Genomic DNA, 14,339 nt, shown 5'->3' on the forward strand with positions numbered 1-14,339 from the left:
TCATCGGCTCACGTCCTCTCGGTCGGTCAGGGCCAGGAAGACTTCGTCCAGGGTCGGCCGGCGCAGGATCACGTCCTCCGCCTCGATCCCGGTCGCGTCCAGGGCTCGGACGCAGTCGGCCAGCGTCGCCGGTCCACTGCGGCTCGCCTCGACCGTCAGCGTCCGGGCCTCGGTGTCGATGATCACGGGATCACCGCTGCCGCGTTCCAGCGCTGCGGCGAGGACCGGAACCTGCTCGGTGTCGAAGACGGTGACCGTCACCCGGTCGCCGCCGAGCTGCCGCTTCAGGGCCTCGGGGGTGTCCTGCGCGATCACCCGTCCGTGGTCCATCACCGAGATCACCGCGGCCAGCTGATCGGCCTCGTCCAGGTACTGCGTGGTCAGCAGCACCGTCGTGCCCTGCTCGGCGACCTGCCGCACGCTGGCCCAGACCTCGTTCCGGGCCCGGGGATCGAGCCCGGTGGTCGGTTCGTCGAGGAACAGGACCGCCGGGGTGAGGATCAGTCCGGCCGCGATGTCCAGCCGGCGGCGCATCCCGCCGGAATAGGTCGAGACCGGTCGCCGGGCGGCGTCGGTCAGCCCGAACTGGGTGAGCAGTTCGGTGGCGCGCCCGGTGGCCGCGCGCCTGGTCAGGCCGAACAACCGGCCGAACATGATCAGGTTCTCGGCGCCGGTGATCACCTCGTCCACCGCCGCGTTCTGGCCGATCAGGCCGATCCGGCGGCGCACCTGGCCGGGTTGCCGGGCGACGTCGTACCCGGCGACGGTGGCCTCGCCGCCGTCGAGGTCGATCAGCGTGCTGAGCCCCTTCACGGCGGTGCTCTTGCCGGCCCCGTTCGGCCCGAGCAGGCCGTGAATGGTGCCGGCCTGAACGCTCAGATCGAAGCCGTCCAGGGCATGGGTCGACCCGTACCGCTTGCGCAGCGACCGGGCCTCGAGTGAGTGGTTGTTACCCACCGTCCTCCTTATTCCGTATGCAGTACGGAGATCGTACCAGCCGAACATCGTACACCTAACGGAGAATCAGTGCCTATGCTGCGACCATGGCGGATGACGCGGACCAGAACACCGACCGGACCCTGCGGCTGCTCTGGCGCAGGGAACTCGGTGCGACCCAGGGCAGCCGCGGTCCGAAGCAGAGTTCGAGTGTCGACGAGGTGGTCCGGGCCGGCGTGGCGATCGCCGACGCCGAGGGCCTCGACGCGCTGTCGATGCGCAAGGTCGGCGACCGGCTCGGACTACGGGTGATGTCGGTCTACACGTACGTGGCGAACCGGGCCGAGCTGATCGCCCTGATGCACGACGAGGCGGTCGGCGAGCAGCCGGTCAAGCCGCACCGGGGCGGTGTCCGGACCCGGCTGAAGAAGGTCTGCCAGCAGCTGTACGACGGCTACCTGCGGCATCCCTGGCTGCTCCAGGCGGACTCGATCCGGGGCAATCTCGGCCCGTACGTGGTGGCCCGCTACGAGTGGCAACTCCGCGCGATCGAGGGGATCGGGCTGGACGACATCGCGATGGACCAGGTGATCACGCTGGTCTCCGGCTTCGCCGCCGGCTCGGCCGGCATGGCGATCGAGGCCAAGCGCACCCAGGAGTCGTCCGGGATGACCGACGCCGAATGGTGGGAGGTCAACGCGCCGATCCTGGACAAGGTGATGGCGGGTACGGACTTCCCGCTGGCCGGCCGGGTCGGCACCAGCACCGGCGAGGCCTACAACGCGGCCACCGACCCCGACCTGTCCTTCCGGTTCGGGCTGGACCGGATCCTCGACGGCGTCGAGCTCTTCATCGAGCAGCGCACCGCCGCCACCTAAGGCCCCAACGCCTCGGCTTCCCCACACTTCTTGGCTCTTCCCGCGCGTTATATCTCGCGGGAAGAGCCAGTTTTTCACGTAACGTGAAAAACTTGGGGCCAGGGTGACCCGTGGGATCAGCCAAGGGTTGCGGCCGTCTCAAGGTGGGAGAGCAGGCGCTCGCGGGCTTGCTGCAGGTGCGTGGACAGGGCGTCCTCGGCCTTGCGCGGGCGGCCGGCCTCGATCTCGGCGATGATCTCCGCGTGCTCCCGGGCGACGGTCCGCGGGTCGGCGGTCCGGTGGGCCTGGAACTGGCCCATGGTCAGTTGCACCTCGCCCATGATCGATTCGTGCATCCGGAGCAGCCGGCCGCTGCCGACAGCGGCGACCAGCGACGAGTGGAAGGCGATGTCGGCCTCGACCTGGCTCGGGAAGTCGCGCTCCCGGGTCGCCCGCTCGATCGAGAGCTGGGCCGTGGTCGCCGCCGCCGGCACGGACTTGCGCTTGGCCAGCGCCAGCACGGCCGACCGTTCGACCGCCTCCCGGGCGATGAAGAGGTCGACGATCTCGGCCTCGTCGAACGCCGGGACGACCGCGCTGCGGTGGGCGGTGCGACGGAGCAGGCCGACCGCGGTCAGTCGCTCGACGCAGGCCTTCGCGGTCGGCCGGGCGACCGAGTACTCGCCGGCCAGGCGCAGCTCGGTGAGCTTCTCGCCGGGAGCGATGTCACCGTTGACGATCCGCTTCCGTACGGCCTCGAACAGGGCGTCGGTCAGGGACGACGGCGCGAGGGTGAACTGGTCTGACACGGGGTTACCGTCTCACAGATCCGTGCCCGCGGGTGGCGCTCCGTCGACCGCGGAGATCCAGTCCAGGGTCTCCTCGGTGGCCCGGGTCGGGCGGTACTCACAGGCGACCACGCCGGCGTAGCCGGACGGCAGTGCGGCGAGGGCGGCCGCGATCGGCAAGGTCCCCGAGCCAGGCTCGCCGCGGCCCGGGCTGTCGGCCAGCTGGACGTGCCCGATCCGGGCCGCGTGCCGGCGGGCCTCGGCGACCAGGTCGGCCCCGTTGCTGCCGAGATGGAAGACGTCGAAGAGCAGGCGTACGTTGTCGGCCGGCGCGGCGACCGCGTCGATCACCGCGACCACCTCGTCGGCCGTGGTCAGCGGATAGGCGCCGTTGAGGCCCTTCGCCAGCGGCTCCAGCAACACGGTGCCGCCGAAGGTCGCCACCGTCGCTGCCGCCTGGCCGATCGCGCGGATCGCCGCCGCCTCCTGCTCGGCCGGCGTCCAGCGGTCGTCCCGCTGCCCGTACAGCAGGTTGAAGTTGCGGCAGCCGGTCCGCCCGGCGATCGCGGCCACCTGCTCGGCGTTCGCGGCGAGGTCGGCCGCGGCGTCCGGGTGGCTGGCCACGCCGCGTTGTCCGGCGGCCAGGTCGCCGCCGAAGAAGTTGAGTCCGATCAGCCGGACCCCAGCCGCGTCGATCGCTCCGATCAGGGCGTCGACCTGACCCGGCTCGGCGACCGGTTCGGCGAACGGCCACCACGTTTCGATCTTGGTGAAGCCGGCGGCGCGGGCAGCCGCGGGCCGGTCCAGGAACTCGTACTCGGTGAACATGATCGAGATGTTCGCGGCGTAGCTGAAGCGATGGCCGTGCACGGGCACTCCGTTCTGGAATGTCGGGCTTGACAACTTGACAGACAAGTTTACCGACTTGAGGATTGAGAGAGCGATGACCGGTCCATGGTGCACCACCCGACGAAGGGATGCCGATGCCGCTGAACGAGATCGCCGCCAGCCTCTATGCCTGGGACCTGGCCGATGAGGGAATTGATCATGCTCTGGACGTGCTGGCCAGCCGGGCGGAGGTGAACTCGGCGTACCTGGTCGGCATGATGCACAAGGAGAAGCGGCCGCTGCACGCGCGGCACTATCCGCACAATCCGGTCCGGCGCTACTACCTGCCGGAGGACAGTCGGGCCTACTGGAAGCCGGCCGCCGACCGGTACGGCCGGATCAAGCCGTTGACCAGTGATCGCGACTTCCTCGCCGGTACGGACTGGCTGCAGGTGTTGATCGACGGTGCGCGGGCCCGGAACATGCGGACCGGCTGCGAGATCTCGCACACGATCATCGACGCCCAGTACGCCCGGGAGCACTACCCGGATGCCTTGCAGCGCGACGTTTTCGGCAACATCGTCGGCGCCTTCGAGGCGGTCGAGGCGCAGCGCGCGCTGCCCTGCCTGAACCATCCCGACGTGCGCGACTACATCATCGGCCTGTTCACCGACCTGGCGGCCAACTACGACGTCGACTACCTGCAGACCTGCCTGGTCATGTTCGGCGCCGGCCGCGGCGACGGCGGCACCCACTCGTCCGGCCCCACCGATTGGCAGCACCTGCTCGGCGTCGCGACCGGCGGCTGCTTCTGCGACGCCTGCCAGGCGAAGGCGACGGCGGAGGGCCTGGACTGGGCCGAGCTGGTCGCCGAGATCGGGCATCTGGCCCGGTTGTCGAAGCGGATCGGGCTGGCCGAGCTGCACGAGCGGCAGCTGCTGGACGAGGCGAACTACAGCGAGACCAGCCTCTTGATCGAGAACGACGCCTTCATGTCCTGGCTGCAGTTCCGGAAGCGTTCGATCACCGGGCTCTTCGCCGACGTCCGGCAGGCGCTGGACGGGATCGGCCGGCCGATCGAACTCCGCTACAACACCTACATGGCGGCGCCGGAGCGGGCCGGGCTGGACTTCAGGTCCGCCTTCCGGCACGTCGACTCGGTCCGTGAGTCCGACTACTCCGATCAGCTGGGCACCGCGGCGGGCGTGGCGATCAAGCGGGCCAAGCTGATGAAGGTGCGGCGGGCGCTGAACGATGATCAGAAGTTGATCGCGGCACTCGGCGTCCGGCCCAACGCGACCCCGGAGACGCTCCGCGGCAGCATCAAGGCCGCGGTCGACGCCGGTGCCGACGGACTGTCGCTCGGTCATTACGACGGGGCGACGATGGAACGCCTGGACGCCGTACGGATCGGGCTGCGTGAGCACGAGGCCCAGGAACGGTTCTGGCAGCCGCTCGAGTCATGATCAGCCCGGAACCGAGGAGCCCGTCATGTCCATGATCACCGAGGTCGAACTGGTCGAGTTCGATCATGAGATCCGGTACGGCTACGACGAAGCCGGCCGTCCGCTGGCGGTGCCGCGGACCCGCACGATCCGCCGGTTCGGCGTCCGGATCCGTACCGACGAAGGGATCACGGGCGACTACGTGACCCTGTGGAGCGCGCCGCCGCTGGCCGCTCCGCAGGTCGTCGCGATCGCCCGGTCGATCATCGGTTGCCGGCTGACCGACCGCGAACTGATCTGGGACCGGGCCAACCGCAACCTGGCCAAGTCGGACCGGATCGGTGCCGGGGCGATCGACATCGCGCTCTGGGACGCGGCCGGCAAGGCGGCCGGGATGTCGGTGTCGGACCTGCTCGGCCGGTTCCGGGACCGGCTGCCGGCCTACGTCAGCACGGTCGGCGGCGGGCACGGCCTGGGCGGCCTGTCCGACCCGGCCAGCTACCGCGACTTCGCCGATCATTGCGCCGGTCGCGGCATCCCGGGCTACAAGATCCACGGCCCGTCCAACGGTGATCATCGCGCCGAGGCGGCGGCGCTGCGGGCGTCGGCGGAGGGCTCGGCCGGCCGCAGCGACGTGATGACCGATCCCGGCAACTCGTTGCGCACGCTGGCCGACGCGCTGGCGCTGGGCCGGGTCTGCGACGAGGTCGGCGCCTACTGGTGGGAGGACCCGATGCGGGACAACGCTCCGTTCGGGCACAAGATCCTCCGGGACAAGATCAAGACGCCGTTGTTGATCACCGAGTTCGTCCGCGGGCTGGAGCTCCGGATGGCCGTCGCACTGGACGGCGGCACCGACTTCCTGCGCGCCGATCCCGAGCTGGACATGGGCATCACGGGCGTGATGAAGACCGCGCACGCGGCGGAGTCGATCGGGCTCGATCTTGAGGTGCACGCGTCCGGCCCGGCCCAGCGGCACTGCATGGCGGCGATCCGGAACACCAACTACTACGAGCTCGGGCTGCTCGACCCGGAGAGCGGCAACCCGCTGCATCCTCCGGTGTACGCCGACGACTATGCCGAAGATCTCGACGCCGTCGGCGCGGACGGCTGCGTGGGGCTGCCGGACAGGCCCGGGCTCGGGGTCAGCTACGACTGGGAGCGGCTCTACGCGGCGAACGCCGACCGGATGATCATCGACTGAGGCCGGTCAGGACGGGGCCGGCGCCGCGCGGCGCGGTCGCGGGGTGTCGTCCTGGATCACCCAGCCGCCCTGCGGCTGATCTTCGACGAGGGCCCGCCGGGCGGGGGAGGGCTGCACGACCGGCCGCCGCTCCCGAGTGCGGACCTGCCGGGGCGCCGGGGCCGGAGCGGAGTCCCAGATCGGCACCGAGTCCGAGGTAGGCACCGAGTCCCAGTTCGGTACCGAGTCCCAGGTAGGCACTGAGTCCCGGCGCGGCTCCCGGGTGCGGGCCGGCCGGGGCTCCGGGGCCGGGGCCGGGGCGGGCTCCCAGGCCGGGACCGAGTCCCAGAGCGGCACCTGTTGCCTGGCCGGGGCGCGGTGCCGGGCCGGAGCGGGCTCGCGCTTCTTGATCTTGCCGAACGGCGGCTGGATGAACGGCATCGTGATCACGGTGACCGGCTTGGAGGCGAGAACGGCGGACAGCAGGATCGCGAAGCCGATGCTGGCCAGGACCAGCCACGGCTCGTCCAGTCCCTCGATCACGCCGTTGTCGCGGAACGCCGTCAGGGTCACGCTGTGCAGCAGATAGATGTACATCGACTGGATGCCGAGGTAGGTGATCGGCAGCCGGCGCCGTGGCGCGACGGCCAGCACCCAGGCCGTACCGAGAAGTCCGAGGCCGTAACTGCACAGCCGCAGCATCAGCCCGGTGGCGAGCCAGTCGTCGCCGAGCTGCAGGAAGGACCGGCTGAACCAGAAGTCGTCGCCGCCGAGCCGGTCGAGCGACCACCAGGCCACCCCGGCGGCCACCGGCAGGAAGATCGCGGACAAGGCCAGCGGTCCGACCCGGCGCACGCTGTCCAGACTGTCCGGGGTCACCGTGAGCCCGATCACGAAGAACGGCAGCAACGTGATCGCGCGGTCGAGCGAGAGCGTGTCCGGCAGGTTGGGGATCAGTCCGAAGCCGAGCGCGGCCAGGATCGACAGCGGCACCGCGTACGGGATCGCCCGGAGCAGCGGGGTCAGGGCGCGCCAGAGGGCGACCGCGAGCAGGTACCAGAGGGTCCACTTCGGGTCGAACACGTCCAGCGAGAACGGTTCGTTGTCGATCCGGGCGTTGATCAGCCCGTGCGCCGACTGGAAGACCAGGTACGGCACCAGCAGCGCGCCGATCAGCTTGAGGTACGAGCCGATCGACGCCTTGAAACGACGGGAGAGATAGCCGGTGATCAAGGCGAATGCGGGCATGTGAAACAGGTAGATGACTCGATAGAGCCATTCCGCCGCGTCGTCCTTCGGGACGTCCTCGATCACGTGGCCGAGCACGACCAGGACGATCAGGATCGCCTTGGCGTTGTCGAGGGAGGCGTCGCGGACCTTCGAACGTGATTCGGTGGTGCGGTCTGCCATTGCAGCCCGACGTTACCCAAGCGTTATGACGAGTTCAAGTCGGCGGCATAGCGTGTCAACTCGGCCACCCGCTGTTCCAGCGCCGCCAACTCGCCCTGGTCCAGCACCGTCCGGCGGATCCCGTCGGCCACCGCGAACGCGCCCTGCCGGTGATCCTCGATGGTGTCGGCGACGATCTGGACGCCCGCGTACTCGCCGTCCGGAGCGAGCTTCTCCCGGATCACCGAGGCGGTACCGTGGACGCTGAGTGCGACGTCGCCACCGCCGACGATGAGCAGCGCGACCTGGGGCCGCTCGCGCAGCCGGGCCAGCGAACCGCGGTTGTAGCGGAGGCTGATCAAGATCCGGCGATCATCCGCGCGGACCGGCCAGGAGACCGGGATCACATGGGGCGCACCGTCGTCCCCGGCGAGGGTGACCAGCACCGCGACCGTCTCCCGAGGCCATTCGGGAAGGACGTCCAACTCCGGATGTTGATCATGCTCGGCCATCTGTGCCACCTCGTAGGTGTCGGTTGTGAGCCCGCGGCGGGGTGTGCCACAAAGGGGAACCTGAGTCTAACCTCTGACCTTTTCGTGCCCTCAGGGAACTGGGTTCTTAGGCCAGGCTGAGCACCGGATCGGCGGCTCGGTCGGGAGCGAGCCGGGCGAGCAGACCCGAGATCCGTGCCTCGACCGACTCGTCGAGCAGTCCGCGGGCCCGCATCCACTCGTCGTCGAAGACGGTGTCCAGATACTTCTCGCCGCCGTCGCCGACGATCGTCACGACGGTCGAGCCGGGCGGGAAGTCCTCCAGCCGGGTCAGGGCGACGTGCACCGAACCGCCGGCCGACCCGCCGATCATCAAACCGGTGCTCGCCGCGACCGCCCGCGCCGTGGCGAACGCGTCCAGGTCGCTCACCTTGACGCCCTCGTCCAGCAGCGCGTAGTCCACGGCGGTGCCGATCGTGGCGCCGGGCGGGGTGCCGGTGCCGGACTGCCAGTAGGGCCCGCCGTCGCCGCCGAAGGCGATCGAGCCGACCGGTTCGACCCCGATCACCCGGACCGCCGAACCCTGGTCGCGGAGCCGGCGCGCGGTGCCGAACAGCGAGCCGCCGGTGCCGACCGCGCTGATCAACAGGTCGACCTCGCCCAGGTCGGAGAGCAGCTCGTCGGCGAGCCCCGCGTAGCCGTCGGCGTTGGCCGGGTTGTTGTGCTGTTCGGTGAAGTACGCGCCGGGCTCGGCCGCGGCCAGCTGCTCGGCCAGGTCCTCCCGGGCCGACGTCGCAAGATGATCATCGTCGCCGACGAAGACGAGCTCGGCGCCGAGCGCCGCCATCGTGCGCAGCTTGTCGGCGCAGGCGTGCCGGTCCACCACCGCGGTGAACCGGTAGCCCCGTTCGGCGGCGACCACGGCGAGTCCGAGTCCGGTGTTGCCGGACGTGGACTCGACGATCCGGCCGCCGGGCCGGAGCAGGCCGCGGGCCTCGGCGTCGAGCACCATCGACCGGGCCATCCTGATCTTGGCGGCACCGGTCGGGTTGCACTGCTCCAGCTTGAGCAGCAGCCTGGTCCCGCTGCCGGTCTCGGCGAGCTGAAACAGGGGAGTGCGGCCGATCAGATCGGTCACGCGACTGACGATCATGAACATTCTCCGAGTTGATCAAGACTCCAGCGAAGATCAGCACGCAGGACGAACTTCGGTGGAATCGGGTGGTTGTGGAAGGAGGACTCGTTCGAGTCCATCTGGTAGCCCGCGGTGTTCGGATAGACCAGCAGGTCCCCGATCCGCGGTTCCCGGGCCAGCGGGATGCGCCGGCGGCTGAGCAGGTCGGACTCGAGGCAGGTGGCCCCGCCGACACTCGTGGGTACGGGGACGGCGGCGGGATCGCCCGCCGGCCAGAGCGCGGGATCCGGCAGGAACTCGCTGCCGAACCATTGTTCGGACAGGCTGAGGCTGCTGCCGTCCACGGTGATCATCCGGTACGGCAGCCCGCGCGCGGTCAGGGTCTTGACGCCGAGGACGCGGAACACCGAGCAGCCGGCCCGGTCGAGCAGCGCCCGGCCGGGTTCGACCGCGAGCCGGATTCCGTTGTCCCGCAGGCGTTCGGCCAATCCGTCGGCGCGCAGGACCGTGGTCAGCATGGCGGCGCCGGCGAGCTCGGAGTGGTACGGATAGAGGTCGCGGACGCCCTGCTCGCCGTGACACCAGCGATCCGCCAGCCCGTCACCGAACGCCGCCCACTCGTCCGCCGCGGCGTAGTCGACCGCGAAGCCGCCGCCGATCGAGATCGTGTCGGCCGGGTGGTCCAGCGTGCGAACCCGCCGGCAGCGTTCGACAAGTGCGCCGGCCAGCCGGGTCCGTGCCGCGGGATCGTAGCCGGACAGGTGAAAGCTGAACCCTTGCAGCCGGAGCGCCGGCACCTCGGCGATCCGGGCGGCCGCGGCGTCCAACTCTGCGTCCGCGAGCCCGAACCGGCTGGTCGAGTCCGGCGGTCGGACCCGCAGCAGCACCCGTACCGGCTCCGGCCCGGTGATCATGATCAAGCGTTCCAGCTCGTCCAGCGCGTCGATCGCGATCATGGCGCCGTGCCGGGCGGCCAGCCAGAGCAGTCGGTCCGGCTTGGCCGGCCCGGTGATCATCAGGTCCGCGCCACGGATCCCGGCGCCGAGCGCCGCCCGCAACTCGCCCACGCTGGACACGTCGGCGCCGGCGCCGGACCTGGCACAGGCGTCGATCACGCAGTCCGCCTTGTTGGCCTTGCGGGCGTAGTGGACGGTGCCGGTCACGCCCTCCTCGGCCAGCGCGGTCCGGAACGCCGCGACGTTGGCGGCGACCCGGTCCGGATACAGCGCATGGAACGGTCCGCCGGCGGCGCGGGCCAGGTCGGCGAGCAGGTCCGGATCGGTCAGCAGCCTGCGCTCCCAGGGATCCCGATGAGCGGTCAGCGGCGGTGCGGTGATCATGGTCACCGATCGAGCGTCGGTCAGACCCACAGCGCCACCTCGGTCCCGCGGCCGAGCTCGATCGCCCGGCGGGCCAGGTCGTGCGCGACCGCGATGTCGGTCAGCACCAGCCCGCTGTTGAAGGCGAAGATCCGCTGCCGTTCGTCCTGCCGGCCCACGGCCCGGCCGGCGATCAGGTCGGGCAGCTCGGCGTCGACGCCCCGAAGCGTGCCGTCCGGTCCGGCAAGATCACGACCGGTGACCGCCATCTGGGCCGCGCTGGTCGCGATCACCCGGTCGGCTTCGATCAAGGTCGACGGCGCGAGCCCGTACCCGACGATGATGGCGGTGCTGCCCGGAGCAAGATCATCGGCCTCGACCGCGGCCCGGCTCGCCGGCCCTGCCGTGCCCAGCACCAGGTCGGCCTGCCGCGCGGCCGCCCGCAGGTCCTCGACCAGCTCCAGGGTGCGGTCCGGATGATGCGCGGCCAGCTCGCCTTGCACAGCAGCGATCCCGTCCGGATGGGTTCCGTACAGCATCAGCCGGTCCAGCGCCGGGTTCGCGGCCAGCAGGTGCGGCAGCGCGCCGCGGCCCTGGACGCCGGTGCCGATCACCAGCACGCTGCGGGCGCCCGGCCGCAGCGTCTCGCGGGCCAGCAGCGCGGACACGGCCGGCGTCCGCAGCGCCCCGATCCGGGAGCCGTCCAGCAGGGCGATCGGCGCGCCGGTGCGGTCGTCGTACAGCATGATCATCGTCGTGTAGCGCTTGCCGCCGCGGTCGTCGTCCGGACCGAAGCTGTACGACGTCTTCATCGCGACGACGCCGCGCTCGGTGTCCCGGCCGAGCATCGCGTACGCCACCGAACGATCATGGACCCCGCCGACGGTGAGCTTGGTCGGATTGTCCGCCGTGCCGGCGCCGAGGCTGCGATAGGCCTGTTCGACGGCGGCGACCACGTCACCGGGCGGGAACGCGACGTCGGCGAGATCGCTCCGGCTGAGCAGCCGGAGCGGAGCTGACTCACTCATGCGGCATGGTCTCGGTACGGCTCCACGAGCTGCTCGCCGTAGCCGTCCTCGGCCGCCTCCGCCTGCCGCCGCGGCCGATCGCGAAGTCGTACGTTGATCCGCTTGAGCCACCGGTCGGTGCCGTCGTAGCGGGCCCGGAACGGCACCCGCCCGTGCACCGCAACATCGTTGTCGATCATCAGCAGCTCGCCCGGACCGAGAGCGGCGGTGACGCTGACCCGGTCCAGTTCGGTGGACAGCCGGGCATAGGCCGCGCGGTGGTCCGGGGTGGCGCGCTCGAGCGGCGTGTAGGCCGGGTCGTACCGCAGGGTCAGGCCGTCCGGGCCGCCCCAGATCGTGGGCACCCCCGGCGCCGCGGCCGGATCGTGCTCGCCCCCGTACGAGGTGTCGGGCAGGATCGGCAGCGCCGGCTCGGCCAGCAGCCGGAGTTGATCATGGTCGAGCCGGGCCCGGCGGACCGACGCCACCGTGGTGCCGACCCGGTCCGGGTTGCGCAGGCAGCCGAGCAGCAGCAGGTTCGCCCGCCGCGGATGGAAGGCATCCTCGGTGTGCGGCGCCAGCGTGGTCGCGCTGCTGGCCCCGGTCTGAGAGACCTCCTGGCCGCGCGCCGGCACGATCGAGTTGACCAGCCGGCCCTCCTGCTGGCCGCGCCAGCCGAACGGCTCGCCGGCCGCCCGGGCCAGCAGCAGCAAGATCATCGAGAACTCGACCCCGGTTTCGCCCGCCTCCCGCCAGCCGGCCGGCGTCGGGCCGAGCCGGGCATCGTCCACCCGGAGCCCGGAGATGATCACCGCGCCGTCGTCGCCGGGCGGCCGGACCACCTCCGCGACCTCGCCCGGCAACTCCTCCAGCCGTTCGTCGATCGCCGCGACGAGGCCGGGATCGTCCAGCGCCCGGAACCGTCCGGCGAGGTCTTCCGCGATGCCGTCCAGGGTGTCCACGGCTGCCGTGGAAAGGGTCCGGGTAGGGAGAGGCTGGGGAGCGTGGACCGGAGCAGAGCTGGACACCGGATTCCCTTCGTGGCTGCTGTGAGATGTCGTTCCCCGGCCAGCGAAGTTAGTCTCTCAGTGCCGCTTAAGCAAGGCTTACCTAAAAGTGTCTTGAGGGAAACCCTTTGCCGCGGAACACGTCACAGTTCAGGCCGCGAATCAGCCGAGATCGGGCGCGTCCCGCAGCTCGACCGTGCTGCCGGATCCGCCGCCGAGCTCGGCGATGATCAACTCGTTCCGGCCGGCCCGCCACAGCGGCGCCGGCGCGTACAAGGTCCGCTGCGGGCCGATGCTCCAGTACCGGCCCAGGTTGAACCCGTTGAGGAACAGGTAGCCGTGGTGCCAGTCCGGCAGGGCCAGGTAGCCATCGGCCGGCCGCTCGATCTCCAGCTCGGCGCGGTGGAAGCCGGGCTCGTCCGGCGCCGGCTCCGGATCGGACCAGTCCAGGTTGGGCAGTTCGGTGAGGTCCAGTCCGGACTGCCGGAATCCCATCAGGTGCTGGAAGTCGAGCCGGATCGCGGTCAGGCCCTTGCGGTCGCCGAGATGGCGGCCGAAGTTGATCCGGCCGAGTGAGGTGACCAGCACGTCGACCGCGTTCTGCTCGGCCAGTTCGACGGTGGCGGGGCCGGTCGGGAACCGGTCGTCGAGCGGCATCCGGCCGACCCGAGCCCGTACCTGATCGTCGATGATCACCGTGCCGAGGTCGGCCAGGCCGTCCAGGGTGAGTTTCGCCTCCGGGTACGGTCCGGCGGCCGCGGTCCGGTAGCGGACCACGCCCTGGTGCACGCCGAGCTCCTCGAAGGTCAGCGGGTTGATCGACTCGGTCACCGGCACCCGGTCCAGAACGGAGGTCAGCGAGATCCGTTCGATCACGGTCGCGGTGCCGGCCGGGAGTCGTTCCGGCAACGGCGGCGGTTCAGACGGCGTCGTCTGGGTGTGCTTCATGATCACGTCGCGGAACGCGTCGAACTTCGCCGTCAGCGTGCCGTCCTCGGCGATCGGCGCGTCATAGTCGTAGCTCGAGACCGTCGGCTGCAGGACCACGGTGCCGCCGTCCTCGACGGCGTTCGCGCCGGCCCAGACGCCGAAGCTGGTGCCGCCGTGGGCCATGTAGAAGTTCACCGACCGGCCCGCCGCGAGCATGCCGGCCAGCTCGACCGCAGCGTCGTCGCCGGCCCGGGTGTGGTGCTCGCCGCCGAAGTGGTCGAACCAGCCGTTCCAGAACTCCATGCACATCTCCGGCTCGCCGGTCCGCTGCTCGGCGAGGGCGGCGAAGGCGGTCTCCTGCCGGGAGCCGAAGTTGACCGTCGCCAGGGTCCCGTCCAGCGTGCCGCCCTGCAGCCAGAGCCGGCCGGGGCCGTCCGAGGTGAACAGCCAGACGTCGATGCCGAGGGCGACCAGCCGGTCCCGCAGGTGGGCCAGGTGCGCGGTGTCGTTGCCGAAGCTGCCGTACTCGTTCTCCACCTGGACACCGATCACCCGGCCGCCGCGGGTGGCCTGCCGGGGCGTGATCACCGGGATCAGCGCGTCGAACCAACGATCGACGTGATCTTGGTAGGCCGGATCGCTGGTGCGCAGCGCTCGCCGTACCGCCGGATCGGTGAGCAGCCAGGACGGCAGGCCGCCGAACTCCCACTCGGCACAGATGTACGGACCCGGACGGACCAGGATGTCCAGGTCGAGCGCGGCGGCCTGGTCCAGGAAGGCACCAAGATCACGATCGCCCGTGAAGGACGGCTCCTGATCGGCGTGCGGCTGGTGGAAGTTCCACGCCACATAGGTCTCGACGGTGTTGCAGCCCATCGCGGCCAGCCGTTGCAGCCGGTCGGCCCACAGGGCGGGCGGAACGCGGAAGTAGTGCAGGGCACCGGAGATGAGTTGATGCGGCTCGCCGTCCCGGGCGAAGCGTCCGTCCTCGATCGTCACACGTGGCTGGGTCTCGGTCACCCCA

The 14,339-nt window shown here is 70.6% G+C and carries 13 protein-coding genes; 3 read left to right on the forward strand and 10 right to left on the reverse strand.

Translation table 11 applies throughout. The features are described from left to right. A complete protein-coding gene (locus ACFQU4_RS23825; protein WP_377496691.1) occupies positions 1 to 957 on the reverse strand; it encodes an ATP-binding cassette domain-containing protein in 957 nt (318 codons plus the stop codon). An 86-nt stretch (positions 958 to 1,043) separates the two neighbouring features. Between ACFQU4_RS23825 and ACFQU4_RS23830 the strand changes: the two genes are divergently transcribed. After that, positions 1,044 to 1,814: a TetR/AcrR family transcriptional regulator gene (locus tag ACFQU4_RS23830; protein WP_377496693.1), complete on the forward strand. Its 771-nt coding sequence runs from the start codon at positions 1,044 to 1,046 to the stop codon at positions 1,812 to 1,814. A 116-nt stretch (positions 1,815 to 1,930) separates the two neighbouring features. Here the strand turns inward: ACFQU4_RS23830 and ACFQU4_RS23835 are convergent, their stop codons facing one another. Together ACFQU4_RS23835 and ACFQU4_RS23840 are read right to left on the reverse strand one after the other, a co-directional pair. Further along, a complete protein-coding gene (locus tag ACFQU4_RS23835) occupies positions 1,931 to 2,602 on the reverse strand; it encodes a GntR family transcriptional regulator (protein ID WP_377496695.1) in 672 nt (223 codons plus the stop codon). 12 nt (positions 2,603 to 2,614) lie between these two features. Further along, positions 2,615 to 3,451, reverse strand: coding sequence for a hydroxypyruvate isomerase family protein (locus ACFQU4_RS23840; protein WP_377496697.1), 837 nt, complete (start codon positions 3,449 to 3,451; stop codon positions 2,615 to 2,617). Between the two features lie 113 nt (positions 3,452 to 3,564). Here ACFQU4_RS23840 and ACFQU4_RS23845 point away from each other — a divergent pair, with 113 nt between their 5' ends. Both ACFQU4_RS23845 and ACFQU4_RS23850 read left to right on the forward strand, forming a co-directional pair. Further along, positions 3,565 to 4,875: a hypothetical protein gene (locus ACFQU4_RS23845; protein ID WP_377496700.1), complete on the forward strand. Its 1,311-nt coding sequence runs from the start codon at positions 3,565 to 3,567 to the stop codon at positions 4,873 to 4,875. A 25-nt stretch (positions 4,876 to 4,900) separates the two neighbouring features. Beyond that, entirely contained in the window at positions 4,901 to 6,058 is a 1,158-nt protein-coding gene (locus ACFQU4_RS23850) for an enolase C-terminal domain-like protein (protein WP_377496702.1), read from the forward strand. 6 nt (positions 6,059 to 6,064) lie between these two features. Here the strand turns inward: ACFQU4_RS23850 and ACFQU4_RS23855 are convergent, their stop codons facing one another. From ACFQU4_RS23855 to ACFQU4_RS23885, 7 genes are all read right to left on the reverse strand, one after another. Then, positions 6,065 to 7,447 carry an acyltransferase family protein gene (locus ACFQU4_RS23855; protein WP_377496704.1) on the reverse strand — a complete coding sequence of 461 codons (1,383 nt, stop codon included), beginning with the start codon at positions 7,445 to 7,447 and terminating at the stop codon, positions 6,065 to 6,067. 23 nt (positions 7,448 to 7,470) lie between these two features. Further along, entirely contained in the window at positions 7,471 to 7,938 is a 468-nt protein-coding gene (locus tag ACFQU4_RS23860) for a pyridoxamine 5'-phosphate oxidase family protein (protein WP_377496706.1), read from the reverse strand. A 106-nt stretch (positions 7,939 to 8,044) separates the two neighbouring features. After that, positions 8,045 to 9,055 carry a PLP-dependent cysteine synthase family protein gene (locus ACFQU4_RS23865; RefSeq protein ID WP_377496708.1) on the reverse strand — a complete coding sequence of 337 codons (1,011 nt, stop codon included), beginning with the start codon at positions 9,053 to 9,055 and terminating at the stop codon, positions 8,045 to 8,047. Between the two features lie 11 nt (positions 9,056 to 9,066). Beyond that, positions 9,067 to 10,422, reverse strand: a complete 1,356-nt coding sequence (locus ACFQU4_RS23870; RefSeq protein WP_377496710.1) for an alanine racemase — start codon at positions 10,420 to 10,422, stop codon at positions 9,067 to 9,069. Further along, positions 10,413 to 11,399 carry an ornithine cyclodeaminase family protein gene (locus ACFQU4_RS23875; RefSeq protein ID WP_377496712.1) on the reverse strand — a complete coding sequence of 329 codons (987 nt, stop codon included), beginning with the start codon at positions 11,397 to 11,399 and terminating at the stop codon, positions 10,413 to 10,415. The genes ACFQU4_RS23870 and ACFQU4_RS23875 overlap by 10 nt, the downstream gene beginning before the upstream one ends. Then, positions 11,396 to 12,340, reverse strand: coding sequence for a TauD/TfdA family dioxygenase (locus ACFQU4_RS23880; RefSeq protein ID WP_377496714.1), 945 nt, complete (start codon positions 12,338 to 12,340; stop codon positions 11,396 to 11,398). The genes ACFQU4_RS23875 and ACFQU4_RS23880 overlap by 4 nt, the downstream gene beginning before the upstream one ends. A gap of 207 nt (positions 12,341 to 12,547) precedes the next feature. Then, positions 12,548 to 14,335 (reverse strand): beta-galactosidase family protein, encoded by a 1,788-nt coding sequence (locus ACFQU4_RS23885; RefSeq protein ID WP_377496716.1) that lies wholly within the window; start codon positions 14,333 to 14,335, stop codon positions 12,548 to 12,550. Between the last annotated feature and the right edge of the window lie 4 nt (positions 14,336 to 14,339).

It is taken from the genome of Microlunatus sp. GCM10028923, from assembly GCF_042666975.1.
GTDB lineage: Bacteria > Actinomycetota > Actinomycetes > Propionibacteriales > Propionibacteriaceae > Microlunatus.